The sequence below is a fragment of the Variovorax sp. GW821-FHT09A10 genome (genome assembly GCF_059418385.1).
The window spans coordinates 470166-493318 of record NZ_JBWKPT010000003.1 but is presented as its reverse complement, the minus strand read 5'-3'; the positions used below and the strand labels follow the sequence as shown (position 1 = coordinate 493318).

22 protein-coding genes are annotated in these 23153 nt (G+C 66.6%); 8 read left to right on the top strand and 14 right to left on the bottom strand.

Going from position 1 to position 23153, the window contains the following annotated elements:
* Window positions 1-29 precede the first annotated feature (29 nt).
* From AC07Q9_RS15565 to AC07Q9_RS15515, 11 genes are all read right to left on the bottom strand, one after another.
* Entirely contained in the window at window positions 30-2210 is a 2181-nt protein-coding gene (locus AC07Q9_RS15565) for a TonB-dependent siderophore receptor (RefSeq protein WP_495310572.1), read from the bottom strand.
* A gap of 314 nt (window positions 2211-2524) precedes the next feature.
* Window positions 2525-3619: a DNA glycosylase AlkZ-like family protein gene (locus AC07Q9_RS15560; protein ID WP_495310570.1), complete on the bottom strand. Its 1095-nt coding sequence runs from the start codon at window positions 3617-3619 to the stop codon at window positions 2525-2527.
* Window positions 3620-3667: 48 nt separating this feature from the next.
* The gene (locus AC07Q9_RS15555; RefSeq protein ID WP_495310568.1) at window positions 3668-4546 is read right to left on the bottom strand and encodes a sugar phosphate isomerase/epimerase family protein; all 879 of its coding nucleotides are present in this window, start codon (window positions 4544-4546) and stop codon (window positions 3668-3670) included.
* Between the two features lie 8 nt (window positions 4547-4554).
* On the bottom strand, window positions 4555-5742 hold the full coding sequence (locus AC07Q9_RS15550) for a dihydrodipicolinate synthase family protein (RefSeq protein WP_495310566.1): 1188 nt from the start codon (window positions 5740-5742) through the stop codon (window positions 4555-4557).
* Between the two features lie 19 nt (window positions 5743-5761).
* Window positions 5762-6937, bottom strand: coding sequence for a Gfo/Idh/MocA family protein (locus tag AC07Q9_RS15545; RefSeq protein WP_495310564.1), 1176 nt, complete (start codon window positions 6935-6937; stop codon window positions 5762-5764).
* A 31-nt stretch (window positions 6938-6968) separates the two neighbouring features.
* The gene (locus AC07Q9_RS15540; protein WP_495310562.1) at window positions 6969-8402 is read right to left on the bottom strand and encodes an enolase C-terminal domain-like protein; all 1434 of its coding nucleotides are present in this window, start codon (window positions 8400-8402) and stop codon (window positions 6969-6971) included.
* 7 nt (window positions 8403-8409) lie between these two features.
* Entirely contained in the window at window positions 8410-9189 is a 780-nt protein-coding gene (locus AC07Q9_RS15535) for an ABC transporter ATP-binding protein (protein ID WP_495310560.1), read from the bottom strand.
* Window positions 9190-9233: 44 nt separating this feature from the next.
* The gene (locus tag AC07Q9_RS15530) at window positions 9234-10244 is read right to left on the bottom strand and encodes an ABC transporter substrate-binding protein (protein WP_495310558.1); all 1011 of its coding nucleotides are present in this window, start codon (window positions 10242-10244) and stop codon (window positions 9234-9236) included.
* 40 nt (window positions 10245-10284) lie between these two features.
* Window positions 10285-11058 carry an ABC transporter permease gene (locus AC07Q9_RS15525; protein ID WP_495310556.1) on the bottom strand — a complete coding sequence of 258 codons (774 nt, stop codon included), beginning with the start codon at window positions 11056-11058 and terminating at the stop codon, window positions 10285-10287.
* A gap of 35 nt (window positions 11059-11093) precedes the next feature.
* Window positions 11094-12086, bottom strand: a complete 993-nt coding sequence (locus tag AC07Q9_RS15520; RefSeq protein ID WP_492683736.1) for a tripartite tricarboxylate transporter substrate binding protein — start codon at window positions 12084-12086, stop codon at window positions 11094-11096.
* 175 nt (window positions 12087-12261) lie between these two features.
* Window positions 12262-12918 (bottom strand): TetR/AcrR family transcriptional regulator, encoded by a 657-nt coding sequence (locus AC07Q9_RS15515; protein WP_095946946.1) that lies wholly within the window; start codon window positions 12916-12918, stop codon window positions 12262-12264.
* Between the two features lie 95 nt (window positions 12919-13013).
* On the opposite strand from AC07Q9_RS15515, the gene AC07Q9_RS15510 reads away from it, so the two are divergent.
* Window positions 13014-14738, top strand: coding sequence for a thiamine pyrophosphate-binding protein (locus AC07Q9_RS15510; RefSeq protein ID WP_495310553.1), 1725 nt, complete (start codon window positions 13014-13016; stop codon window positions 14736-14738).
* Here AC07Q9_RS15510 and AC07Q9_RS15505 read toward each other — a convergent pair.
* Window positions 14704-14997 (bottom strand): hypothetical protein, encoded by a 294-nt coding sequence (locus tag AC07Q9_RS15505; protein ID WP_495310551.1) that lies wholly within the window; start codon window positions 14995-14997, stop codon window positions 14704-14706. The two genes, AC07Q9_RS15510 and AC07Q9_RS15505, sit on opposite strands and share 35 nt — an antisense overlap.
* 94 nt (window positions 14998-15091) lie before the next feature.
* Here AC07Q9_RS15505 and AC07Q9_RS15500 point away from each other — a divergent pair, with 94 nt between their 5' ends.
* The gene (locus AC07Q9_RS15500) at window positions 15092-15871 is read left to right on the top strand and encodes a helix-turn-helix domain-containing protein (RefSeq protein WP_495310550.1); all 780 of its coding nucleotides are present in this window, start codon (window positions 15092-15094) and stop codon (window positions 15869-15871) included.
* Window positions 15872-15911: 40 nt separating this feature from the next.
* On the opposite strand, the gene AC07Q9_RS15495 is transcribed toward AC07Q9_RS15500, so the two are convergent.
* Together AC07Q9_RS15495 and AC07Q9_RS15490 are read right to left on the bottom strand one after the other, a co-directional pair.
* The gene (locus AC07Q9_RS15495) at window positions 15912-16361 is read right to left on the bottom strand and encodes an SWIB/MDM2 domain-containing protein (protein ID WP_153283126.1); all 450 of its coding nucleotides are present in this window, start codon (window positions 16359-16361) and stop codon (window positions 15912-15914) included.
* A gap of 155 nt (window positions 16362-16516) precedes the next feature.
* Window positions 16517-17446, bottom strand: coding sequence for a DMT family transporter (locus AC07Q9_RS15490; RefSeq protein ID WP_489058679.1), 930 nt, complete (start codon window positions 17444-17446; stop codon window positions 16517-16519).
* Between the two features lie 35 nt (window positions 17447-17481).
* Here AC07Q9_RS15490 and AC07Q9_RS15485 point away from each other — a divergent pair, with 35 nt between their 5' ends.
* From AC07Q9_RS15485 to rplT, 6 genes are all read left to right on the top strand, one after another.
* Complete coding sequence (locus tag AC07Q9_RS15485) at window positions 17482-17904, top strand: gamma-glutamylcyclotransferase family protein (RefSeq protein ID WP_495310547.1); 423 nt, start codon at window positions 17482-17484, stop codon at window positions 17902-17904.
* A gap of 205 nt (window positions 17905-18109) precedes the next feature.
* Window positions 18110-19441: an isocitrate lyase gene (gene aceA, locus AC07Q9_RS15480; protein ID WP_099790869.1), complete on the top strand. Its 1332-nt coding sequence runs from the start codon at window positions 18110-18112 to the stop codon at window positions 19439-19441.
* 328 nt (window positions 19442-19769) lie between these two features.
* Window positions 19770-21677: a threonine--tRNA ligase gene (thrS, locus tag AC07Q9_RS15475; RefSeq protein ID WP_495310544.1), complete on the top strand. Its 1908-nt coding sequence runs from the start codon at window positions 19770-19772 to the stop codon at window positions 21675-21677.
* Window positions 21678-21778: 101 nt separating this feature from the next.
* A complete protein-coding gene (infC, locus tag AC07Q9_RS15470; RefSeq protein ID WP_492683754.1) occupies window positions 21779-22402 on the top strand; it encodes a translation initiation factor IF-3 in 624 nt (207 codons plus the stop codon).
* A gap of 153 nt (window positions 22403-22555) precedes the next feature.
* Window positions 22556-22759 carry a 50S ribosomal protein L35 gene (rpmI, locus tag AC07Q9_RS15465; protein WP_007832497.1) on the top strand — a complete coding sequence of 68 codons (204 nt, stop codon included), beginning with the start codon at window positions 22556-22558 and terminating at the stop codon, window positions 22757-22759.
* 24 nt (window positions 22760-22783) lie between these two features.
* Window positions 22784-23143, top strand: a complete 360-nt coding sequence (gene rplT / locus AC07Q9_RS15460) for a 50S ribosomal protein L20 (protein WP_007832499.1) — start codon at window positions 22784-22786, stop codon at window positions 23141-23143.
* Window positions 23144-23153 lie beyond the last annotated feature (10 nt).

Genomic DNA, 23153 nt, shown 5'->3' with positions numbered 1-23153 from the left:
CCAGACCTTCGAGCGCGCGGGGATTTGCTTCAGAAGCGGTACGTCGCGCTCGCGGTCAGGGTACGGCGCTGGCCGTAGAAGCAGTCGCCGCGTGCCAGGCAGGTGGTGATCTGCACCTTGTCGGTCAGGTTGGCCACGTTGAGCGCCAGGCGCAGCGGGCCGTTGTCCCACGCGAACATCGCGTCGAACAGCGTGACCGCGGGCACGGGGTTGTTGTCCATGCCGTCGTACGACTTGCCCATGTAGCGCACGCCGCCGCCGGCCGAGAAGCCGTGCAGGCCGCCGATCGAGAAGCGCTTCGTCACCCAGGCCGAGGCCGTGTGCTTGGGCACGCCCGAGATGCGCTTGCCCAGGTCGGAGCCGTTGCTCTTCGACACGCGTGCGTCGGTGTAGGCGTACGAAGCGATCCAGTCCCAGTCGCGCGCGATGCTGCCCTTGTACTCGAGCTCCAGGCCCTTCACGTGCACTTCGCCGAGCTGCACGCTGTTGAGCGGGTTGGTCGGGTCGGTGGTCTTGCGGTTGGTGTCGCGCAGGTCGTACACGGCCGCCAGGAACGAGGTGCGCTGGCCCGCGGGCTCCCACTTCACGCCGGCTTCCCACTGCTTGCCGCGCTGCGGCTTGAAGGGGTTGTTCGACGTGTCGACGCCGCCCAGCGGCAGGAACGATTCGGCGTAGCTCAGGTACGGCGCCCAGCCGCCGTCGGCCAGGTAGACCAGGCCGGCGCGCTTGGTGGTGGCCTTGTCGTCGGCCGCCGCGGCGGGGCGGCCTTCGGTGTCGGTGGTGGCCTTGTCGTGGCGCAGGCCCAGCAGGCCGATCCAGCGGCCGTACTTGACCTGGTCCTGCACGTACAGGCCCGCCTGCTTCTGCACCACCTCGGGGGCGCGCGTGAAGCTGGTGGGGGCCGTGTAGTTGCCGTACACCGGCGCGTACACGTCGAGCGCACCCGCACGGCCGCGGCCCGAGAGCTTGGAGGTGGTGTTGCGCTGGAGGTCGGCGCCCAGCAGCAGCGTGTGCTCGACCTCGCCGGTCCTGAAGTGCGCCTCGGCCTGGTTGTCGAGCAGCAGCATCTTGCCGCCGTTGATGTCGCTGCTCAGGTCGCGCTCGATGGTGCGCTGGTCGGCGTTGAACACCGGGCGCGCCGGACGGCCCGTGAGGCGGTTGGCCGTGAAGCTGGTGTACGAGGTGTTGTACCAGACCTTGCTCTCGGTCGAGCGCAGGTTCTGGCGCACCGTCCAGGTGTCGTTGAGGCGGTGGCTGAACAGGTAGCCCAGCGAGGTGCTGCGCGTGTCGAAGCGGTCGAAGCCCGGCTCGCCGGTGAAGGTCGAGGTCGGGATGCGGCCGTACAGCGAGGGCAGCAGCGTGCCCTGCCACGGGAAGAAGCCGATCATCGAGCCGCTCTTGTCCTTCTGGTAGGACGCCTGCAGCGTGAGCGAGGTGTCGGCGTTCGGGCGCCAGGTGAGCGAGGGCGCGATCGCGATGCGGTCGTCCGACACGTGATCGACCTGCGTGCCGCTGTCGCGGTTCACGGCCACGAGGCGGTACACCCACTTGCTCTCGGGGTCGAGCGAGCCGGTGAAATCGGCGGCGATCTGCTTGCGCGCGTTGTTGCCCAGCTGCAGCTGCACCTCGCGCTGCGTCTCGGCCTGCGGGCGCTTCGACACGAGGTTGAGCACGCCGCCGATGCCGCCCTGGCCGTACAGCACCGACGAGGGGCCGCGCAGCAGCTCCACGCGTTCGAGCATGTACGGGTCGGGCCGGCTGGCGTTGTAGGTGCCGTAGGTGCGTTGCAGGCCGTCGAGGTACTGCACGGCGTCACCGCCGCGGGCCTTGAACGAATCCACGCGGCTGTCGAAGTAGCTCGACACCACGCCGGCCGTGTAGTTGGTGGTCTCGCGCAGGGTGAGCGCGCCCTGGGCTTCGATCTGGTCGCGCGTGACGACCGAGATGGCCTGCGGCGTCTCGATCAGCGGCGTGTCGGTCTTGGTGGCGGTGCTGCCGCGCCTGGCGACGAAGCCCGTCACCGGGCCGGTGGCGGTCTCCCCGGCATCGCCCGAGACGGTGACGGTGGGCAGGGCCTGCCGCGTTTCGGCAGCGGCGGCTTCTTGCGCGTGGGCATGTGCGCTGGCGGCAAGCGCCACGGCGGTGACCGCGAGCGCGGCATAGCCCCGCCGCGCGAGCGGCGTTTTGGGGCGACGATTCTTGAGTGTCATGTGCAGCTTCTCCTGTGTCCTGCGTCAGGCGTGTCTAGGGCGGGGAGTGGCTGCGGCGCAGTCGGGCGCGCCATGGCTTCTCGGTTGCGATCGAAAAAAAACGGAAACGAACGAACGCGTGCCGTGGCGCATTCCGAAAGGAAAGCGCATCCGGCTGGTGTTGTGTGTCTACGGCGTCGTGGGGGCAGTGGCCGAGGGCGACGACGGTGGGCGTCGTCGCTCGGGCTGCTGCGTCTTCGTTCCTTCGAAGACGGCTGGCGGGCTCGCGGCGGGCGCGGGCGGCTGGCTGAGGCGGGCGATTATAAAAGGCAGCGTCAGCGGCCCGAGAGGAACTGCGTCATGCGGTGCAGTTCTTCGTCGAGGCCCGCGCGGAAGGGCGCGCCGTGCGGCTTCTTCGCATCGGCATAACCGAAGGCCGGCTGCAGGCGGCCTTCAGGCGCGCTCACGTTGGCCCACCCGATCACGCGGTCGTGCCACAGCATCGGCAGCGCGTAGTAGCCGAACTGCCGTTTCGGCGCAGGCGTGTAGGCCTCGAACTTGTACGTCCAGCCCCACAGCAGCTCGAAGCGGCGGCGGTCCCACACCACCGGGTCGAAGGGCGCGAGCAGGCGCACCGCATCGTCGGGCGCATGGCGGCGCGAGGCGGGGTTCTCGTCGGAGGGCCAGTACCAGGTCGTGCCGTCGATGCGGCAACTGGCCAGCTCCTCGCGTGCCAGCCGCAGCGCCGTCTGCGTCTGCGCGGCCAGGTGCGGCGCGCCGTAGCCGAGCAGGCGCACGAGGTAGGTCAGGCTCGTGGCCGGCAGCGGCGCGTACTTGCGCACCACCAGTTCGATGAGCGCCGCCGCACGCTGCGCGCGCCCGGCGGGGGTGTCGTCGGCGGGCGGATGGCTCACGGCCTCGTACACCCGCGTGCCGCTGTCGCGCCGCACCACGCGCAGCATGCCGCGGTAGTGCATGCCGTCGAGCAGGTGCGTGGTGGCATTGCTGGAGCCGCCCCAGTAGTTCTGGATGCGGCCGTGCGCGAAGTGCTGCTCGACCTGGCGCGGATGCACCGGACCGTGCTCGCGGACATAGGCCAGCACGTCGGCGGCCTTGCGCCGCGTGTCGGCGTCCCAGGCTTTCCTGGCCTCGCGCGGATGCATCAGCGCCAGGTGTTCGCGCGGCAGGAAGCCGTAGTTGACGAGACAGTCTTCCTCGATCGCGAGCCGCGCGTAGCGGCTTTCGAGATCGCCCGCGCGGTAGTCCTTCACGCGGTGGCGCAGCGTGAGGTCTTGCGCCCGCGCCGGCGCACGGATCGGGTCGGCCTGCACGAAGCCGAGCTTGCGGATGGCGGCGGGAAGCGTCGTCGGCGTGAAGAGGGTGCGCGCGACGGCGTAGCGGCGCAGGTCGTCGAGGGTCGGGTCAGCCATGGGGCGAATTGCAGCACAAGCGGCTGCCTTTCGCTTCGGCCGGATCGATCAGACCGCGCCGCGGTGTCGCTCGATGCAGACGTCGAGCGTCTCGGCGCCGGGGCGCTGCCACCAGTCCAGGTTCGAAAAGATTTCGACCTCGCTGAACCCCGCAAACCCCGCGTCCTCGACCCAGCCGCGAATCTTCTTCAGCTCGACAACCCCATCACCCATCATCCCGCGATCGGAGAGCAGGTCGCGCGTCGGCGTGAGCCAGTCGCAGACGTGGTACGCCAGCAGTCGTTCGCGGCCGGCGCGGGCGATCTGTTGCTGCAGCTTCGGGTCCCACCACACGTGATAGATGTCGAGCGCCACGCCGAGCAGGCCGGTCTTGCCCGCATCGAGTTCGTCGCACAGGTCGAGCGCGTGTTCGAGCGTGTTGATGCAGGCGCGGTCGGCCGCTTGCATCGGGTGCAGGGGCTCGATGGCCAGCGGCATGCCGACCTCGCGTGCGTAGTCGAGCGATGCAGCAATGCCGTCGCGCACCTCGCTGCGCGCGCGGGCGATGTCCTTGTATGCGGCCTTGCCATCGAGCGCGCCGGGCAGGGCGCCGACGACCAGCACGAGGCAGGGCGCATCGAGCGTCTTCGCCTCGTCGATGGCGCGGCGGTTGTCGTCGAGCGCGGCCTTCAGGCCGGCCGCATCGGGCGCAGGGAAGAAGCCGCCGCGGCAGTAGCCCGAGAGGCCGATGCCGTGCGCCTTCAATTGCTTTGCCACCTTGTCGAGCCCGACGGCCGCGACCTGGTCGCGCCACGGGCTGATGGCGCGGATGTCGCGTTCGGCGCACTGGTCGATGAGGCGGTCCAGCGGCACCTCGGCGCCCGACTGCTTGCGGATGGTTGCCGTGTTGATCGACAGCCAGTCGTGGTTCTGCGAAAAGTCGCGCATGGTCGCCATCAGCCTTCCACGCCGTGCAGCGCCAGCAGCGACTTCATGCGCCGCACCGCGAGTTCCGGTTGCTCCAGCAGGTTGGCTGTATCCGCGAGACGGAAGAGTTCAGCGAAGTGCTGCAGCGAACGCGTGCTCTGCTGGCCACCCACCATCGTGAAGTGCTTCTGGTGCCCGTTGAGCCAGGCCATGAACACCACGCCCGTCTTGTAGAAGCGCGTGGGCGCCGCAAAGATGTGGCGCGACAGCGGCACCGTGGGGCCGAGGATCGCGTGGAACTTCTCGGTGTTGCCTTGCGCCAGTGCGCCCAGCGCGGCACTCGCGGCCGGCGCGATGGCGTCGAAGATGCCCAGCAGCGCATCGCTCTTGCCGTGCGTCGGCTCGCTGCCGAAGCCGTCGCCGGCGATCAGTTCGGCGTAGTTGAAGTCGTCGCCCGTGTACATGCGCACACCCTTCGGCAGGCGGCGGCGCATGGCGATCTCCTTGTCCTTGTCGAGCAGCGAAATCTTGATGCCGTCGACCTTGTCCGGGTGCACCGCGATGATGCCCAGCGCCGTGTTCATGGCCGCATCGACATCCTTCGTGCCCCAGTAGCCCGCGAGCGCCGGGTCGAACATGTCGCCCAGCCAATGCAGCACCACGGGCTGCTTCGCCTGGCTCAGGATGCGGTCGTACACGCGCTCGTAGTCGGCGGGGCCCTTTGCCACGCGGGCCAGTGCGCGGCTGGCCATCACGATCAGCTTGCCGCCGAGCGCCTCGATGGCGGCCATCTGCTCCTCGTAGCCGCGGATCACGTCGTCGACGCTCTTCACGTCGTCGATGTTCAGGTGGTCGGTGCCGCAGCCCGAGGCGACGAGCGCGCCGGGCACGTCCTTCGCGGCATCGAGCGAGCGGCGGATCAGTTCGAGCGACGTGGGCCAATCCAGGCCCATGCCGCGCTGCGCGGTGTCCATCGCCTCGGCCACGCCCAGGCCCAGCGAGAACAGGTGGCGGCGGTAGGCGATGGTGGTGTCCCAGTCGACCGCGCATTGCAGCCATGGGTCGATGGCGGCGAGCGGGTCGGCCACGACGTGGGCGGCCGAGTAGGCGATGCGATTGAACTTGACGCCCGCATCGGGCTTCACCGGCGCGGTGCCGCGCAGGGCGTAGGGTGCGAGCGCGCCGCTCGGGGTGGGGAGGGTCAGCGACAGTGCCATGGCTTTGTCTTCTTCTTCCTCAGACCTTCAGCGTGGGCACGTCGATCCAGCGGCGCTCCTGCCACGACGCGAGCGCGGCCTCGACCAGCTGCACGCCCTTGGCGCCTTCGGGCAGCGTCCACTTGTAGGGCGCGTCTTCCACCACGTGGCGGATGAAGTGTTCCCACTGGATCTTGAAGCCGTTGTCGTAGACCTGCGAGTCCGGAATTTCCTGCCACTGGTCGAAGAAGTTCATCGTCTGCTTCTCGTCGGGGTTCCACACCGGGCGCGGCGTGGCCACGCGCGACTGGGCGCGGCAGCTCGACAGGCCCGCCACGGCCGATCCGTCGGTGCCGTCGACGTGGAAGGTCACGAGGTCGTCGCGGCGCACGCGCGTGGCCCAGCTCATGTTGAGCTGCGCGATCACCGGCTCGCCGTTGTGGCCCGTGAGTTCGCAGGTGGCGTAGGCCGCGTCGTCGGCGGTGGCCTCGTAGGGCTTGCCGGCTTCGTCCCAGCGCGTGGGGATGTGCGTGGCGCCGATGCACGACACCGACTTCACCTCGCCGAACAGGTTGTCCAGCACGTAACGCCAGTGGCACATCATGTCCAGGATCATGCCGCCTCCGTCTTCCTTGCGGTAGTTCCAGCTCGGGCGCTGGATGGGCTGCAGGTCGCCCTCGAACACCCAGTAGCCGAACTCCAGGCGCACGCTGAGCATGCGCCCGAAGAAGCCCGCGCGGCGCAGCATGTCGAGCTTGCGCAGGCCCGGCAGGAAGAGCTTGTCCTGCACCGCGCCGTGCTTCAGGCCCGTGGCCTTGCCGGCTTCGTCGGCCAGGCGGGCGATCTCGACGGCTTCGTTGAGGTTGGTGGCGATCGGCTTCTCGCAGTACACGTGCTTGCCGGCGCGGATGGCCTTGGCCAGCAGCGTGGGGCGCATCTGCGTGGTGCCGGCGTCGAAGAAGACGGTGTCGTCCTTGTTCGCGAGCGCCTGGTCGAGGTCGGTGCCCCAGCGCGCGATGTGGTGGGCCTTGGCGAGTGCTTCCATCTTCTCGGCGTTGCGGCCGATGAGTATCGGGTCGGGCATGACCTTGTCGCCGTTCGACAGCGTCACGCCGCCCTGGGCGCGGATGGCGCAGATGGAGCGGATCAGGTGCTGGTTCATGCCCATGCGTCCGGTGACGCCGTGCATGATGATTCCGAGACGTTGGGTGGCCATCGTTTTCTTCCTTGGGGTGCGAGAGGGGGCTTCAGTAGACGGAACGCATGGCGTCCCACGAGATGCCGGCGCCGGGTTTGCCGGTGGCAAAGCCGGGCGCGGTGGCGAGCGAGGACAGATCGAGTTGTCCGTCGCGCAGGGCGAGGCGCGTGGCGCCATCGCTGGTTTCGTAGAGGCCGGGGTGCAGCTGCGACAGCGCCTGCTGCTCGGCCTCGGGCACGGCGGCGAGGCCGTTGACGTAATGGTGGCCGTTGCGCTCGACGTGCGACAGGCCGAGCCAGCCGACGAGCGCCAGGTCCTGCTGCACGCCGATGCCGGCCTGCATGGTCAGGTCTTCGCCGGAGAGGAAATGGCGCGGCTTGTCTAGTGCCGCGTTCCAGTGCGCGCAGCGCGCGGCGTTGACCACCGACTTGTAGAAGCCCTTGCAGCTCTTGCTCGACACGCCGGTGTAGCCGAGCGCGCGTGCCTGCACGAAGGCGTCGAGCGTGCCGTCGGACTCGTCGACGAGCAGCGCAATGCGCTTGCCGAGCGCCGACACGTCACGCTGCAAGGCGGCATCGCGGCGGATCGGCTGTTCGACGAAGGCGGTCTTCTGCGCGAGCTTCCACAGCACGGGCGTGGACAGCATGCGGTCGAGAAAGACGGCGAAGTCGTCGGCATCGGCGTACTGCTCGTTGCCGTCGAGCGTGACGAGCTGCGCGCGGCCGTCGATCACGCGGGCGATGCGCTGGAGGCGGTCGATGTTCTGCGCGGTGTGGCCGCAGAGCTTGAGCTTGAAGTGCGTGAGGCCGTAGCGTTTCACTGCCGCGGTGAGCGTGGTGGGCAGGCCGTCAGTGGGCGCGTCGGGCCGCGCATCGCCGTCGCCGATGGCATCGGCCAGGCCGACGGTGTGGCGCGCGGCGATGCTGGCGCGCGGCGACCGGCTGGCCAGGAAGGCCGGCATGTCGAAGCCCGCGAGATCGTCGGCCAGGCCGCTGCCGTCGATGTCGATGCCGCACAGGTTGCCGCTCATGGCGGTGGCGAAGCTGGTGCCGGCGTGCAGGCACAGCGCGTCCATCACCGCGCGGTCGATCAATGCGGGGCCGTAGCTCGCCACCAGCGCCTGCAGGCCCTTGGCCTTCGCGCGGGCCTGCAGCGCGGCGTAGTTCGAGGCGAAGTGCGTCCAGGCGGTCTGCGCATCGTCTTCGCCGAGGTAGGCGTCGCGCGCGTCGCGCAGCGCAAAGCGCAGCTGCTCGAAGTTCTGTTCGTTGTTCAGCGCGGGGTTCTTGTCGAACCACTTGGGAATCATCATCTCGGCCGCGCAGCCCTCGGCGGTGCGGCCATCGGCGAAGCGGAGGCGTGCCCGCACGTAAACCTGCGGGCAGGCCGTGACCGTGGCCGCGCCGAAGCGGAACGGCAGGCGCAGGGCCACGTCGCGCTCGGCGAAGCGGATCTCCTCGATGTGGAAACGGGGCGCGTCGGTCATGGCCGCCTCAGTGGTCCAGGATGCCCTGCGAGAAGAAATGCGCGCGCACCTGCTTGGTGTAGGCGCCGAACTCGGCCGAAGCCATGATGTCCAGCGTGCGCGGGCGCGGCAGTTCGATGTCGTACACGGCGGCGATCGAGCCGGGGCGCTCGCTCATCACGATCACGCGGTCCGACAGGAAGATGGCTTCGGGAATGCTGTGGGTGATCAGCATCACGGTCTTCTTCGAGGCCATCCAGATGCGCTGCAGCTCCAGGTTCATCTTCTCGCGCGTCATCGCGTCGAGCGCGCCGAAGGGCTCGTCCATCAGCAGCACCGACGGGTCGTGCAGCAGCGCGCGGCAGATCGACGCGCGTTGCTGCATGCCGCCCGACAGCTGCCAGGGGTACTTGCCTTCGAAGCCCTTGAGGCCGGCCATGTCCATGAGCTCGCGCGCCCGGGCCTGCGAAGCCGCCTTGGGCAGGTGGCGCATCTCGGCCTGCAGCAGGATGTTGTCTTCCACGCTGCGCCAGGGCAGCAGCACGGCGCTCTGGAACACGATGCCCACGTCCTTCTGCGGACCCTTGATCGGCTTGCCGGCCAGCGTGAGCTCGCCGCCGCTGATCGGCAGCAGGCCCGCGACCATCTTGAGCAGCGTGCTCTTGCCGCAGCCCGAAGGGCCGACGACCGAGACGAACTCGCCTTCCCGGATGGCGAAGTCCAGGGGCTTGAGCGATTCGACCGGGCCGTCCTTGCTCTGGTAGGTCTTCGAGACGCCGCGCGCTTCGATCAGGTTGACTTGGGACATGGAATGCGTGAGAGAGGGCAACAGCGAGCGCGCAGGGCAGGGAATCAGTTCGGCAGGAAGTCGAGCGTGACGTAGTCCTCGGGCTTGCCGCGCGTGGACGCGTCCATGCCGCCGTACTGCACCAGCAAGTCCAGCGAGTCGTTGACGTTCTTCATCGCCACGCGGAAGGGGCGCTGGTTGGCCGTGTCCTTCGTGTGGTACAGCGCTACGCTCTGCTTCATGCCGACGATGAGCGTGTCGCGCACGCCGGCCTTCGGGTTGGCCTTGAGCATCGCGTCCACGGCGGCCTCGGGGCTCTTCTCGGCGGCTTCGGCGGCCTTGGTGGAGGCGCGCATGAAGCGCTTCACGAGGTCGGGGTTCTCGGTCAGCAGGTTCTTGTTGGTGATGATCCCGGAGCTGATCTGGTTCACGCCCGAGTCGGCAAAGCGGATCGGCGTCACGGGCTTGCCGGTGGCGTCCTGCAGCTTGATGGCCTGGTCCATCACGTAGCCCAGCAGCAGGTCGGCCTGGCCGTTGGTCACGGCATTGAGCTTGGTCTGCGCGTCCCCCGAGACGATCTTCACCTGCTCGGGCTTGATGTTGTTGACCTTGAGGAACAGCGGCCACATCTGCGACATCGAATCGCCCGGCGTCACGGCCACGGTCTTGCCGACGATGTCCTTGGGCGTCTTGATGTTCTTCTCGCTGAAGCCCATGACCGACATCGGGCTCACCTGGAACAGCACGCCGGTCGACTTCAGCGGCGCGCCCTTGGCAGCCGCCTTGATCATGGTGGTGACGTCGATGTAGCCGAAGGTCGCCGACTTGGCGGCCACCGCCTGCGCGGTGACGGCGGAGCCGCGGCCTTCCTGGATGTCCAGGTCGATGCCCTCCTCGGCGTAGAAGCCCTTGTCCTTGCCGAGGAAGAAGGTCGCGTGCTCGCTGTACAGGTACCAGTTGAGCATCAGCGTGACCTTGTCCTTGTCCTTGGGCTTGTCGCCCTGCGCGTGGACCGGGGTGATGGCGAAGGTGGCGAGCGCGGCTGCGGCAAGCAGCGAGGGAAGCAGTTTCTTCATGGCGTTGTCTCCGGGAGTTTTCTGGGTATGGCGAAGGAACTCAGTGCGCGTGGCGCTGGGAGGCATGCCACGGGATCATCACGCGCTCGACGAGGTCGACGGCGACGAAAAGAATGACGCCGATGCTCGACAGCACCACCAGCGCAGCGAACATCAAGGGCAGGTCGAAGTTGCCGTTGGCCACCTGCAGCACGTAGCCGATGCCCGAGTTCGATCCGACGAACTCGCCGACCACCGCGCCCACCACGGCCAGCGTGACCGACACCTTCAGGCCGCTGAAGATCGCGGGCAGGGCCTGCGGCAGGCTGATCTTGAAGAAGGTCTGCAGGCGGCTCGCGCCCATCGAGCGGGCCAGGTCGAGCATGTCGGGCTCGACCGACTTGAAGCCCATCACCGTGGACACCACCACCGGGAAGAAGCCCAGCAGGAAGGCGCTGATCACCTTCGGAAAGATGCCGAAGCCGAACCACACCACGAACAGCGGCGCGATCGCCACCTTGGGAATGCTCTGCGAGAACACCAGCAGCGGGTACACGTACGACTCGACCAGCCGCGAGTAGGCGATGACCATCGCGATCGGAATGCCGATGAGGATCGTGAGGCCGAAGCCGCCCAGCGTGGCGAGCGTGGTCTTCCAGCTTTCGGCCAGCAGGCGCGGCCATTCGGCCACGAGCTGCTTCACCACTTCCCACGGCGGGGGAATGAGGTAGGCCGGGATCTTGAAGAGGCGGATCACAAGGTCCCACAGCACCAGCAGCAACAGGATGAGGAAGAACGGGCGCAGGGCCGGGGAGAGCAGGAGCTTGCGGAACATGGTGGCGACGACGACGGGGAGCCTCTGGGTTCGGACTACGGCTGGACCGACAGGCCCGCGGCCTTCACGAGCTGCGCGTTGCTCGCGATCTCGTCCTTGATGTAGGCGTCGAACTGCTCGGGCTTGAGCGTCCAGGCGTCGGCGCCCAGCTTGAGGAAGCGCTCCTTCACCTCGGGTGTGGCCAGGGCCTTGACCACTTCGTCGTGCAGGCGGTTGACGACGTCGCGCGGCGTCTTGGCGGGCGCCATCATGCCGATCCAGAAGTTGAACTCGGAGCCGGGCACGCCGGCCTCGGTGGTGGTGGGCACGTCGGGCAGGGCGGCGGCGCGCTTGGGCGAACCCACGGCCAGTGCGAGCAGCTGGCCGTCCTTGATCTGGCCGATGACGGGCGCGATGGGCGAGAAGTAGTAGTCGACGCGGCCCGAGAGCACTTCGGTGACGGCCTCACCCGAGCCCTTGAAGGGGATGTTGGTCGCGTCGATCTTGGCGGCCATCTTGAACTTCTCGGCGTTCAGGTGCGTGGCGCTGCCCTGGCCGGCCGAGGCGAAGTTCATGCTGCCGGGCTTGGCGCGCGCGGCGGCCAGCAGCTGCGGCAGGGTCTTGATGTTCTTGCTCGGCGAGATGACCAGCGCATTGGGCAGCGACGAGATCGGCGTGACGCCCGCGAAGTCATGCAGCGTGTCGAAGGGCAGCTTGGCGAAGGTCGAGGGGCTGACCGTGTGCGACGACGAATGGATCATCACCGTGTAGCCGTCGGGCGCGGCCGTGGCCACCGCCTGCTGGCCGATGGTGCCGCTGGCGCCGCCGCGGTTGTCGATGACCAGCGTCTGGCCCATGCTGAGGCTCATCTTGTCGGCGATGGCGCGGGCAATGATGTCCGTCGTGCTGCCGGCGGCGAACGGAACGATCACGCGGATCGGCTTGGTGGGGTAGCCGTTCTGCGCTGCAGACAGGCCCGGCAGCAGGGCGGCGATGCAGGTCAGCGAGGCAAGGACGGTGGTGCGTGCAGTGCTGGCAAAGGGCTTCAAGGGGTGTCTCCGCGCGGTCGGGCCGCATGCTTGGATCGATCAATTCACCAATGAGTGAATTACCGATTTTAGAAACGGCGGCGCCGCAGCGTCAACGGCGGCTGCCTAGTGAATACCCGGAGAGCGAGGAAGAGGGTGGCGCGGCCCGCTGCGGGGCGCGCGCCGGCCGGCCAGGTCAGTGCAGGACGTAGCCCAGCACGAGGTCGGTCATGTGCGAGAGGCGTTGCGCCATCGCCTTGGGGGCACGCAGGTCACGCCCGAAGATGGCCGACAGCGTGTGGTTGTTCGAGAGGTAGAAGTAGCACAGCGAGGCGATCGAGATGTACAGCTGCACCGGGTCGACGCCGGCGCGAAAGAGGTTGTCCTTCTTGCCGCGTTCCAGCACGGTGTCCAGCAGCTGCACCAGCGGCGAGTTCATCTCCTGGATGCGGTCGGAGCGCTTCAGGTGCGCCGCGCCGTGCAGGTTCTCGCTGTTGAGCAGCGTGATGAACTCGGGATGCTCCAGGTAGTAGTGCCAGGTGAACGACACCAGCTGGCGGATCGCCTCGACGGGCTCGATCTCGTCCAGGTGCAGGCGCTGCTCGGCGGCGCGGATGTCGGCGTACACGCGCTCCAGCACGGCCAGGAACAGGTCGTCCTTGCTGCCGAAGTAGTAGTAGATGAGGCGCTTGTTCAGGCCCGCGCGCTCGGCAATGCTGTCCATGCGCGCACCGGCCAGGCCGCGCGCGGCGAACTCGTCGCGCGCCGACGCGAGGATGGCCAGCTGCGAGCGGTCGGCGTCGCGCGAGCGCGGCTCGAGCGTTTCGGGCAAAGAGTCCTTGGGGGCCTTCATGACGCGAATTTAACCAATTGGGGAATTAAGACAAGGCGTGGAAGGCAGGCACACATAATCGCCGGAGACATTTGCAACTGAGGTTCGAACTTTCCATGAGTACATCACAACCCGCGGGCCACCTGATCGTCGAGTGCCTGGTCGAACAAGGCATGCAACTCGCCTTCGGCGTGCCGGGCGAGAGCTTCCTGGCGGTGCTCGACGGCTTCCATGCGTACCGCGACCGCGCGCGTTTCGTGGTGAACCGGCAGGAGGGCGGCGCGGCCTTCATGGCCGAGGCGCACGGCAAGCTCACGGGGCGCCCGGGCGTGTGCTTCGTGACGCGCGGGCCGGGCGCGACCAATGCCTCGATCGGCGTGCACAACGCGTTCCAGGACTCGACGCCGATGGTGCTGTTCGTGGGCGATGTCGGCAGCGACTTCCGCGACCGCGAGGCCTTCCAGGAAGTGGACTACGCCAGCTTCTTCGGGCCGAGCACCAAGGGTTTCGCCAAGCGCGTGGAGCGCATCGACGACGCCGACCGCATTCCAGAGTACATCGCGCGCGCCTTCGCCACCGCGATGAACGGCCGGCCGGGCCCGGTCGTTTTGGTGCTGCCCGAAGACATGCTGCGCACCGAGACGGCGGCACGGTCGCTGGCGCGCGTGGAGGCGGTCCAGCCGTGGAGCGACCCGGGGGCGCTGCGCACGCTGCGCGAGCTGCTGCTGAAGTCGCAACGCCCGCTGCTGATCGCCGGCGGTGGCGGCTGGACGCCGCAGGCCGCGCAGGCGCTGCAGCGCTTCGCCGAGAACTGGCGCCTGCCGGTCGCGAACGCCTTCCGCTTCCAGGACACCTTCGACAACCACCACCCGCAATACGCGGGCGACGTGGGCATCGCCATCAACCCGAAGCTCGCGCAGCACGTGAAGGACGCCGACCTGGTGCTGGCCATCGGCCCGCGCCTGGGCGAGATGACGACCGGCGGCTACACGCTGCTCGAAGCACCGAAGGCCAAGCAGACGCTGGTGCACATCCACGCGAGCGCCGAGGAACTGAACCGCGTCTACCAGGCCGACCTGGCGATCAACGCCGGCATGAGCGCCGCGGCGCGCAGCCTCGAGGTGCTGAGCGCGCCGCCCTCGCTGCCGTGGGAAGCCTGGACGCAGCAGCTGCACGCGGACTACGAAGCCTGGCTGCAGCCGCAGGCGCTCGCCGGCATGCCGGCCGAGACGCCGCGCGGTGCGGTCGATATGGCGGCCGTGGTGGCGCTGCTGCAGAAGCACCTGCCGGCGGATGCGGCCATCACCAACGGCGCCGGCAACTTCGCGAGCTGGGTGCACCGCTACTTCCGCTACCACGGGCTCGCCAAGGGCGCCAAGACGCAGCTGGCGCCCACCAGCGGCGCGATGGGCTACGGCGTGCCGGCGGGCATTGCCGCGAGCATCGCCACCGGGCGCGTGGCCTTCACCATCGCGGGCGACGGCGACTTCCTGATGAACGGGCAGGAGCTGGCGACGGCCTCGCAGCACGGCGGCAAGAGCATCGTCGTGCTGCTCAACAACGGCATGTTCGGCACGATCCGCATGCACCAGGAGCGCGAGTACCCCGAGCGCACCAGCGGCACCGCGCTGCGCAACCCGGACTTCTGCGGGCTGGCGCGCGCCTATGGCTACGCGGCCGAGCGCGTCACCGAGACGGCGCAGTTCGAAGCGGCGCTGCTGCGCGCGCTGGCGGCCGACACGGGCACGCTGATCGAGATCCCGCTCGACCCCGAAGTGATCACCACGCGCGGCACGCTGGCGTCGATCACGCGCGCGGCGAAGCAGCAGGCGCAGGGCTGAGCGTCACGCGATGGCGGGCCACCTCGTCGCGCAGCGCGGGCGAGCGCAGTTCGAAGGCGTCGAACAGGCCGAGCGCGTCGAGCGTGGGAATCAGCGCCGCGAGGTCGTCGCGGGCGACGCGGCGTTCGTCGGCCGTGGCGTTCGGGTCTTCGAGCACGCGCGCATTGGCGAGGAAGGCGCCGACCGAGCCCTTGCGCACGGCGTGGCCGTCGATGACGGTGAAGTCCTGTCCGTCGGGGATGATGTCTTGCGCTTTCATGGGGGTTCCTTGGTGGAGATGCCTTCGATGCTAGGCAGCGGAGCGGTCCCCGGCTTGCGGCGCGGGGCCAATCGATACCGCCTGCGGGCCAGCCATGGCGGTTGAGTCGCCCGCGACGCTCTGGCGCTACGCGCACGAAGCACCGCGCGTCACGGGCTATCACGCGCACGAGACTGGCCAGCTGTTCGCGCTGCGTGAGGGCCTGCAGGTCATCGAGACGCCCGCAGGTCGCTGGGTGCAGCCGCCAGGATGGATTGGTTGGATCGCGCCGCGCTGCGCGCATGCCGCACAGAGCTTCGGGGCCACGTCGGGGTGGAGCCTGCACATCGATGCGTCGGCTGCGGCGGCGCTGCCGGACGGACCGCATGTCTTTGCCGCCACGCCGCTGGTGCGGGAGCTGGTGGCGCGGCTGATGTCGCTGGACCCATCCGACGCACTGCTGGAGCCCCGCCGCGCGCGGTTGGTGGGGGTGCTGGTCGACGAACTGGCGGCCGGCGGGCGCGAGTCGCTGCACCTGCCCATGCCGCAGGACCCGCGGCTGGTGGTGATGGCGAGCGCACTGGCGAACGATCCGGCGTTGGCCGACGGCATCGACGACTGGGCCGATCGCATCGGCATGGCCCGCCGCACGCTCACGCGCCGCTTCGCTGCAGAGACCGGATGGAGCTTCGCGCAATGGCGCCAGCAGGCGCGCTTGCTGAAGGCGGTGGAGTTGCTGAGTCTGGGTGAGTCGGTGACGGCCGTGGCGCTGACGGTGGGCTACAGCTCGGTGAGCGCCTTCATCGAGGCCTTCCGCAAGCACTTCAGCTGCACGCCCGCGCGTTTCTTCGAGGCGGGCGAGGGCTTGCTGCAGGCGAAAAAAAAGCCCGCATGACGCGGGCTTTTTGACTCAGGAGCACGAGGCCCCCGAACGCTTACTTGACGTGCTTGCCAATCAGCGCAGCCAGTTCGAACATCGAAACCTGGGCCTTGCCGAAGATTTCCTTCAGCTTGGCGTCGGCGTTGATGTTGCGCTTGTTGGCCTTGTCTTGCAGGTTGTTCTTCTTGATGTAGTCCCACAGCTTGCTCACCACAGCGGTGCGCGGCAGAGGCGTCGAACCGACCACAGCGGCCAGGGCCGGGCTGGGGGTCAGGGCCTTCATGAACGCAGCGTTGGGAGTGCGCTTCTTGGCGGGAGCAGCCTTCTTTGCAGGAGCAGCCTTCTTCGCCGGTGCAGCCTTCTTTGCAGGAGCCGCAGCCTTCTTGGCGGGCGCCGCTGCCTTCTTGGCCGGAGCGGCCTTCTTTGCAGGAGCCGCAGCCTTCTTTGCGGGAGCGGCCTTCTTTGCCGGAGCTTTCTTGGCCGGAGCCTTCTTTGCAGTTGCCATGGTTGATTTCCTTTTTTGGTTGAACGTTCACCAATGAAAAACTTGCGTCTCCAGTGGCAATGCGGATGCTAAATGAGAAAAAACGCGTTTCCAAGGGAAAAAGCGCTTTTTTCATTGGGAGCTGTTGTTTTTTCAGAGGGGAGAAGGGACGTTGTTCACGTTCGTCGCCCCGGCCACGTCGCCAGCACCACGCCCACGAGGGCGATCGCGAACGCAAGCAGCTGCGGCGAAGTGAGGTTCTCCCCGAGCACGAGCACGCCCACGAGGGCCGCGCTGACGGGCAGCAAGACAGTGAAGACACCCGCTTGTGCCGCTGGTACGTGGCGAAGTCCGGTCATCCACAGCCACACGGTCCAGATGCTGGCGGCCAGTGCGTAGGCCACGAGCAGTGCCCAGGTGCCGAAGCGCACGGCGGTGAAGTCGAACTGCAGTGCGAACCAGATGCCGAAGGGCATCGACAGCACGAAGCCCCACAGGTTGATGAGCGAGGCGATGCGCTTGGGGCCCAGCTTGCCGGTGAGCGACTTGCCGATCACCGCGTAGGCGGCCTCGCAGAGCACCGCGCAGAACACGAGCAGGTTGCCCAGCCAGGGCATCGACGGTGCGCCGACCGTAGGGCCGGTGGTGGCCGGTGCATGCGTCGGCGTGAATGCGAGCAGGCCGATGCCGAGCGCGGCGCAGCCGATGGCCAGCCCGATGCGCGCCGTGATGCGCTCGCGCAGGAAGAGCCAGCTGGCCACCGCGACCACGGCGGGGATCGACGCCATGATCACGCCCGCCGACACGGCGCTGGTGAGGCTCACCCCGAACAGCATGCAGATCGAGAACAGGAAGTTGCCGAGGAAGGACTCCAGGAAGACGAGCCCGCGCGTGCGTGCGCTCATGGGCGGCTCGTCGGGCGTGGGCTGGAGCCAATGCGGCATGGCGAGCGCCGCGATGCCGAAGCGCAGCCAGGCCAGCAGCAGCACCGGGAAGGCTGCCACCAGCGGCTTGGAGAGGGCGACGTAGATGCCGACGAGCGACATGCTCAAGGCCAGGCAGCCGTAGGCCACGAGGCGGCCGGAGGTGGAAGCGGCGGGGTTCAATAGACTGGGCGCTGGTTGTTGATCGGATGGATTCGATGATGCCCCACGTTCTTGTCTACGGCACGCTGCGGCGCGGCGGGCGCAACGACATCGCGCGCTACCGGCCGGCGCCGGTGTTCGTCGGCGAGGCCTTCATCGCCGGCACGCTGTACGACCTGGGCGCGTACCCGGGCGTGGTGTTCGGCGGGGCAGGGCGCGTGAAGGGCGAGGTCTATCGCATCGCACCGGAGGTCGAGCGCGAACTCGACCGGCTCGAAGAAGTGGCCGACGACGATTCGGGCGAGTACATCCGGCGCAGCGTGCGTGTGGTGGTGGGAGTGCAATCGGTCGACTGCCTGGTCTACGAGATCCATCCGACGCGCATCGCGGGCCGTCGCGTGATCGACGGCGGCGACTGGATCGCGCATGCGGCGGACATCGCGGCGGAAGCGCGTTCGTTTTCACAACCGAAAGAGTGATTCCGCATCGCGAAAATTTGAACTGCTGCGCCGCAATATTTTTTCTCGATATGAGAAAAATAATTTCTCATTGAGAAATATCTCTGTAAGTTGTTGATTTTGTTGGTTCAAAAATATGTCTTCTATAAGACATAAGAGTCCGCAATCGGATTACAGTAACCCCACGGCCGCAACGCCAACCTTCAATCAACCTCACGGAGTGACCATGCCCCAGACCCTGAACGAACAACTGAGCCGCGAACAGCAAATTGCCGCCCTCGAAAAGGACTGGGCCACCAACCCGCGCTGGAAGGGCGTGAAGCGCGGCTACAGCGCAGCCGACGTGGTTCGCCTGCGCGGTTCGCTCCCCATCGAGCACACGCTGGCCAAGCGCGGCGCTGAAAAGCTCTGGGACAAGATCAACGGCGGTGCCAAGAAGGGCTACGTGAACGCCTTCGGCGCGATCTCCGCCGGCCAAGCCATGCAGCAAGCCAAGGCCGGCCTGGAAGCCGTGTACCTGTCGGGCTGGCAAGTCGCCGCCGACGGCAACACCTCGGAAACGATGTACCCCGACCAGTCGCTGTACGCCTACGACTCGGTGCCGACGATGGTCCGTCGCATCAACAACACCTTCAAGCGCGCCGACGAAATCCAGTGGGGCCGCGGCATCAACCCGGGCGACAAGGAGTTCATCGACTACTTCCTGCCGGTCGTGGCCGACGCAGAAGCCGGCTTCGGCGGCGTGCTGAACGCTTTCGAGCTGATGAAGAACATGATCGCGTCGGGCGCTGCCGGCGTGCACTTCGAAGACCAGTTGGCCGCCGTCAAGAAGTGCGGCCACATGGGCGGCAAGGTGCTCGTGCCGACGCAGGAAGCCTGCGAGAAGCTGATCTCGGCACGTTTCGCTGCCGACGTCATGGGCGTGTCGACCATCGTTCTGGCCCGCACCGATGCGGAAGCCGCGAACCTGATCACGTCGGACCACGACGCCAACGACAAGCCTTTCCTGACCGGCGAGCGCACGCAAGAAGGCTTCTACCGCGTCAAGAACGGCCTGGAGCAAGCCATCAGCCGCGGCGTCGCCTACGCACCGTATGCCGACCTGGTGTGGTGCGAAACCGGCGTGCCGGACATCGGCTTCGCCCGTGAATTCGCGCAAGCCGTGCACGCCGCCTGCCCCGGCAAGCTGCTGTCGTACAACTGCTCGCCGTCGTTCAACTGGAAGAAGAACCTGGACGACAAGCAGATCGCCTCGTTCCAGGAAGACCTCTCGGCGCTGGGCTACAAGTACCAGTTCATCACGCTGGCCGGCATCCACATCAATTGGTTCAACACCTTCCAGTTCGCCCACGCCTACGCCCGCGGCGAAGGCATGAAGCACTACGTGAACATGGTGCAGGAACCCGAGTTCGCCGCACGCGACAAGGGCTACACCTTCGTGTCGCACCAGCAGGAAGTCGGCGCCGGCTACTTCGACGACGTGACCACCGTGATCCAGGGCGGCTCGTCCAGCGTGAAGGCGCTGACCGGTTCGACGGAAGAAGAGCAGTTCCACTGAGCTGCCTTCGCTGATCGCTGAGTGACGGCGCGCTGCGCTGTCACCCCCGAGCCCGGCCCTGCGCCGGGCTTTTTCGTGGGTTCGGACTCGAAAGAGCGGCTTCCACAGCCTGAGCAGGCAGCGGCTAGAATCGCCCCCTCTGCACTCAACAAGAGCGAGAAAGGCACCTTGGTTATGACACCGCGAACTACCCCGCAAGGATTCAGCGGCTTTTTCTTCTTCGAAGGAAAGGGCCGGTAGCCCCGCGCTCGCTGGTTTTTCCAGCGCACCAACCAAGCAAAGCGCGGCATCCACCGCGCTTTTTTGTTTTTCTCCCCGAGGTTTTCACATGATCCAGATCACGCTCCCCGACAACTCGCGCCGCGAGTTCCCTGGCCCGGTTTCGGTGGCCGAAGTGGCCCAGTCCATCGGCCCCGGCCTCGCCAAGATGACGGTGGCCGGCAAGATCGACGGCAAGCTCGTCGATGCCAGCGACGTCATCGACCGCGATGCCAGGCTGCAGATCATCACGCCCAAGGACGACGAGGGCCTGGAGATCATCCGCCACTCGACGGCCCACCTGGTCGGCCATGCGGTGAAGCAGCTGTACCCGACGGCCAAGATGGTGATCGGGCCCGTGATCGACGAAGGCTTCTACTACGACATCTCGTTCGAGCGCCCGTTCACGCCCGAGGACATGGCCGCCATCGAGGCGCGCATGCGCGAGCTGATCGCGCAGGACTACGACGTGATCAAGAAGATGACGCCGCGTGCGGAAGTCATCGAGGTCTTCAAGTCGCGTGGCGAGGACTACAAGCTGCGCCTCGTCGAAGACATGCCCGACGAGCAGGCCATGGGCCTGTACTACCACCAGGAATACGTCGACATGTGCCGCGGCCCGCACGTGCCGAACACGCGCTTCCTGAAGGTCTTCAAGCTCACGAAGCTGGCCGGCGCCTACTGGCGCGGCGACGCCAAGAACGAGCAGCTGCAGCGCATCTACGGCACGGCCTGGGCCGACAAGAAGCAGCTCGACCAGTACATCCAGCGCATCGAGGAAGCCGAGAAGCGCGACCACCGACGCCTGGGCAAGGAACTCGACCTGTTCCACATCGATGAGGTGGCGCCGGGCGTGGTGTTCTGGCACCCAAAGGGCTGGGCGATCTGGCAGCAGGTCGAGCAGTACATGCGTGGCATCTACCGCGACACGGGTTACTGGGAGGTGAAGGGCCCGCAGATCCTCGACAAGAGCCTGTGGGAGAAGACGGGCCATTGGCAGAACTACCGCGACAACATGTTCACGACGGAGTCGGAGAAGCGCGAGTACGCGCTGAAGCCGATGAACTGCCCGGGCCACGTGCTGATCTTCAAGAGCGACCTGCGCAGCTACCGCGACCTGCCGCTGCGCTACGGCGAGTTCGGCCAGTGCCACCGCAACGAGCCCAGCGGCGCGCTGCACGGCATCATGCGCGTGCGCGGCTTCACGCAGGACGACGGCCACATCTTCTGCACGGAAGACCAGATCCTCGACGAGTGCATCGCCTACACGGCGCAGCTGCAGAAGGTCTATGCCGACTTCGGCTTCACGGACATCCTCTACAAGGTCGCGACGCGTCCCGAGAACCGCGTCGGCTCCGACGAGCTGTGGGACAAGGCCGAGCACGCGGTGATGGAATCGCTGCGCCGCTCGGGCGTGGACTTCGTCATCTCGCCCGGCGACGGTGCCTTCTACGGCCCGAAGATCGAGTACACGCTGCGCGACGCCATCGGCCGTCAGTGGCAGTGCGGCACGATGCAGGTCGACTTCAACACGGCGGAGCGCCTGGGCGGCGAGTACGTCACGGAATCGAGCGGCCGCGCCCACCCGGTGATGCTGCACCGCGCCATCGTCGGCAGCCTCGAGCGCTTCATCGGCATGCTGATCGAACACCACTCCGGCGCCATGCCCGCGTGGCTCGCTCCGGTGCAGGTGGCGGTGCTCAATATCAGCGAAGGGCAGGCCGATTACGCTGCGCAAGTTGCGAAAACGCTGCAAAATCAAGGGCTTAGAGTTCAGCTGGATCTGCACAACGAAAAGATTACGTATAAAATACGGAAGCATTCGTTGCAAAAGCTCCCTTACATCCTCGTCGTGGGTGACACGGAAAAGGAAGCAGGTGCCGTCGCAGTGCGCGCCCGGGGCAATCAAGACCTCGGTGCAATGTCCCTCGAATCGTTCACGCAACGGCTCGTCCAGGACGTTGCTGACAAGCGTTGATTTGTCTCTGAAACACCCCATATGTTTCTCTGCCATCTCGTGCCGCCTGTCCGCGAAGACTGAGCGGCGATCGCTACAGATTTTGTAGCAAACTTTGAAGGATTCTGACCATCGCTACTGCATTTCGCGACCGCCGCCACCGCGAGGAACGCCAACACCGCCTGAACCGGGAAATCATGGCCCCGGAAGTCCGCCTGGTCGGCCCGGAAAACGAGCCATTGGGTGTCATGAGCCTTTCCGAAGCCTTGCGCCTTGCGGGTGAGGCCGACGTGGATCTGGTGGAGGTCGTTGCTGCGGCCAATCCGCCCGTGTGCCGCCTGATCGAGTACGGAAAGTTCAAGTACCACGAGCAGAAGAAGGCAGCCGAGGCGAAGTCGAAGCAGAAGGTCATCGAGGTCAAGGAAATCAAGTTCCGGCCCGGTACCGACGATGGCGACTACAACATCAAGATGCGCAACATCAGGCGCTTTCTTGAAGAGGGCGACAAATGCAAGATCACGCTGCGCTTCCGCGGCCGCGAGATCACGCACCAGGAGCTCGGTCTGGCACTCTTGCAGCGTATTCGCGACGAGCTGGGCGACACGATCATGGTCGAGCAGTTCCCGAAACTGGAAGGCCGTCAGATGATCATGATGATCGCACCGGGCCGCAAGAAGGTTGGCGGCGCGGCGCCGAAGCCGACAGCAGATGCTGCGCCGGCAGCAGCGCCCACGGCAACCGCCTGAGGCATTTGCAGTAGACGGGTTTTGAAGGGATTTCGCCCTGGCCCGCATTTCGAAAGAAGTGCAGGCGGGGGCGAGATAAAGAAGTGTCTCGGGGCCAACAAGTCCGTGGAGTATCCGCGGCGCCTCACGAGCACAAACTAAAGGAGCATTTACATGCCCAAAATGAAGACCAAGAGCAGCGCGAAAAAACGTTTCCGCGTTCGTCCCGGTGGCACCGTCAAGCGCGGTCAAGCCTTCAAGCGTCACATCTTGACGAAGAAGACCACCAAGAACAAGCGTCACCTGCGTGGTGCAGTCGCAGTGCATGAAACCAACATGGTTTCTGTCGCCGCCATGCTGCCCGGCCGTGGCATTTAATTCAGACGAACAAGGAGTAAACACATGCCTCGCGTCAAACGTGGTGTAACGGCTCGCGCCCGCCACAAAAAAGTTCTCGCACTCGCCAAGGGTTTTCGCGGTCGCCGCGGTAATGTCTTCCGCGTCGCCAAACAGGCGGTGATGAAGGCTGGGCAATACGCCTACCGTGACCGTCGTACCAAGAAGCGCGTGTTCCGTCAGCTGTGGATCGCGCGTATCAACGCCGCCTCGCGTGAACTGGGCCTGACCTACAGCCAGTTCGCCAACGGCATCCGCAAGGCCGGTATCGAGATCGACCGCAAGATGCTTGCGGACATCGCCGTGCACGACAAGGCCGCTTTTGCCGGCATCGTGGAGCAGGTCAAGGCCAAGCTGGCTGCTTGATTTTGCACAG

Coding starts and splice junctions, on each gene's coding strand:
- AC07Q9_RS15485 (WP_495310547.1), top strand. CDS start 17,482: ATGATGCCCCACGTTCTTGTCTACGGCACGCTGCGGCGCGGCGGGCGC.
- AC07Q9_RS15565 (WP_495310572.1), bottom strand. CDS start 2,210: ATGACACTCAAGAATCGTCGCCCCAAAACGCCGCTCGCGCGGCGGGGC.
- thrS (WP_495310544.1), top strand. CDS start 19,770: ATGATCCAGATCACGCTCCCCGACAACTCGCGCCGCGAGTTCCCTGGC.
- rpmI (WP_007832497.1), top strand. CDS start 22,556: ATGCCCAAAATGAAGACCAAGAGCAGCGCGAAAAAACGTTTCCGCGTT.
- AC07Q9_RS15535 (WP_495310560.1), bottom strand. CDS start 9,189: ATGTCCCAAGTCAACCTGATCGAAGCGCGCGGCGTCTCGAAGACCTAC.
- AC07Q9_RS15510 (WP_495310553.1), top strand. CDS start 13,014: ATGAGTACATCACAACCCGCGGGCCACCTGATCGTCGAGTGCCTGGTC.
- AC07Q9_RS15530 (WP_495310558.1), bottom strand. CDS start 10,244: ATGAAGAAACTGCTTCCCTCGCTGCTTGCCGCAGCCGCGCTCGCCACC.
- AC07Q9_RS15525 (WP_495310556.1), bottom strand. CDS start 11,058: ATGTTCCGCAAGCTCCTGCTCTCCCCGGCCCTGCGCCCGTTCTTCCTC.
- AC07Q9_RS15555 (WP_495310568.1), bottom strand. CDS start 4,546: ATGCGCGACTTTTCGCAGAACCACGACTGGCTGTCGATCAACACGGCA.
- AC07Q9_RS15505 (WP_495310551.1), bottom strand. CDS start 14,997: ATGAAAGCGCAAGACATCATCCCCGACGGACAGGACTTCACCGTCATC.
- aceA (WP_099790869.1), top strand. CDS start 18,110: ATGCCCCAGACCCTGAACGAACAACTGAGCCGCGAACAGCAAATTGCC.
- AC07Q9_RS15560 (WP_495310570.1), bottom strand. CDS start 3,619: ATGGCTGACCCGACCCTCGACGACCTGCGCCGCTACGCCGTCGCGCGC.
- AC07Q9_RS15550 (WP_495310566.1), bottom strand. CDS start 5,742: ATGGCACTGTCGCTGACCCTCCCCACCCCGAGCGGCGCGCTCGCACCC.
- rplT (WP_007832499.1), top strand. CDS start 22,784: ATGCCTCGCGTCAAACGTGGTGTAACGGCTCGCGCCCGCCACAAAAAA.
- AC07Q9_RS15540 (WP_495310562.1), bottom strand. CDS start 8,402: ATGACCGACGCGCCCCGTTTCCACATCGAGGAGATCCGCTTCGCCGAG.
- AC07Q9_RS15545 (WP_495310564.1), bottom strand. CDS start 6,937: ATGGCCACCCAACGTCTCGGAATCATCATGCACGGCGTCACCGGACGC.
- AC07Q9_RS15500 (WP_495310550.1), top strand. CDS start 15,092: ATGGCGGTTGAGTCGCCCGCGACGCTCTGGCGCTACGCGCACGAAGCA.
- AC07Q9_RS15515 (WP_095946946.1), bottom strand. CDS start 12,918: ATGAAGGCCCCCAAGGACTCTTTGCCCGAAACGCTCGAGCCGCGCTCG.
- AC07Q9_RS15495 (WP_153283126.1), bottom strand. CDS start 16,361: ATGGCAACTGCAAAGAAGGCTCCGGCCAAGAAAGCTCCGGCAAAGAAG.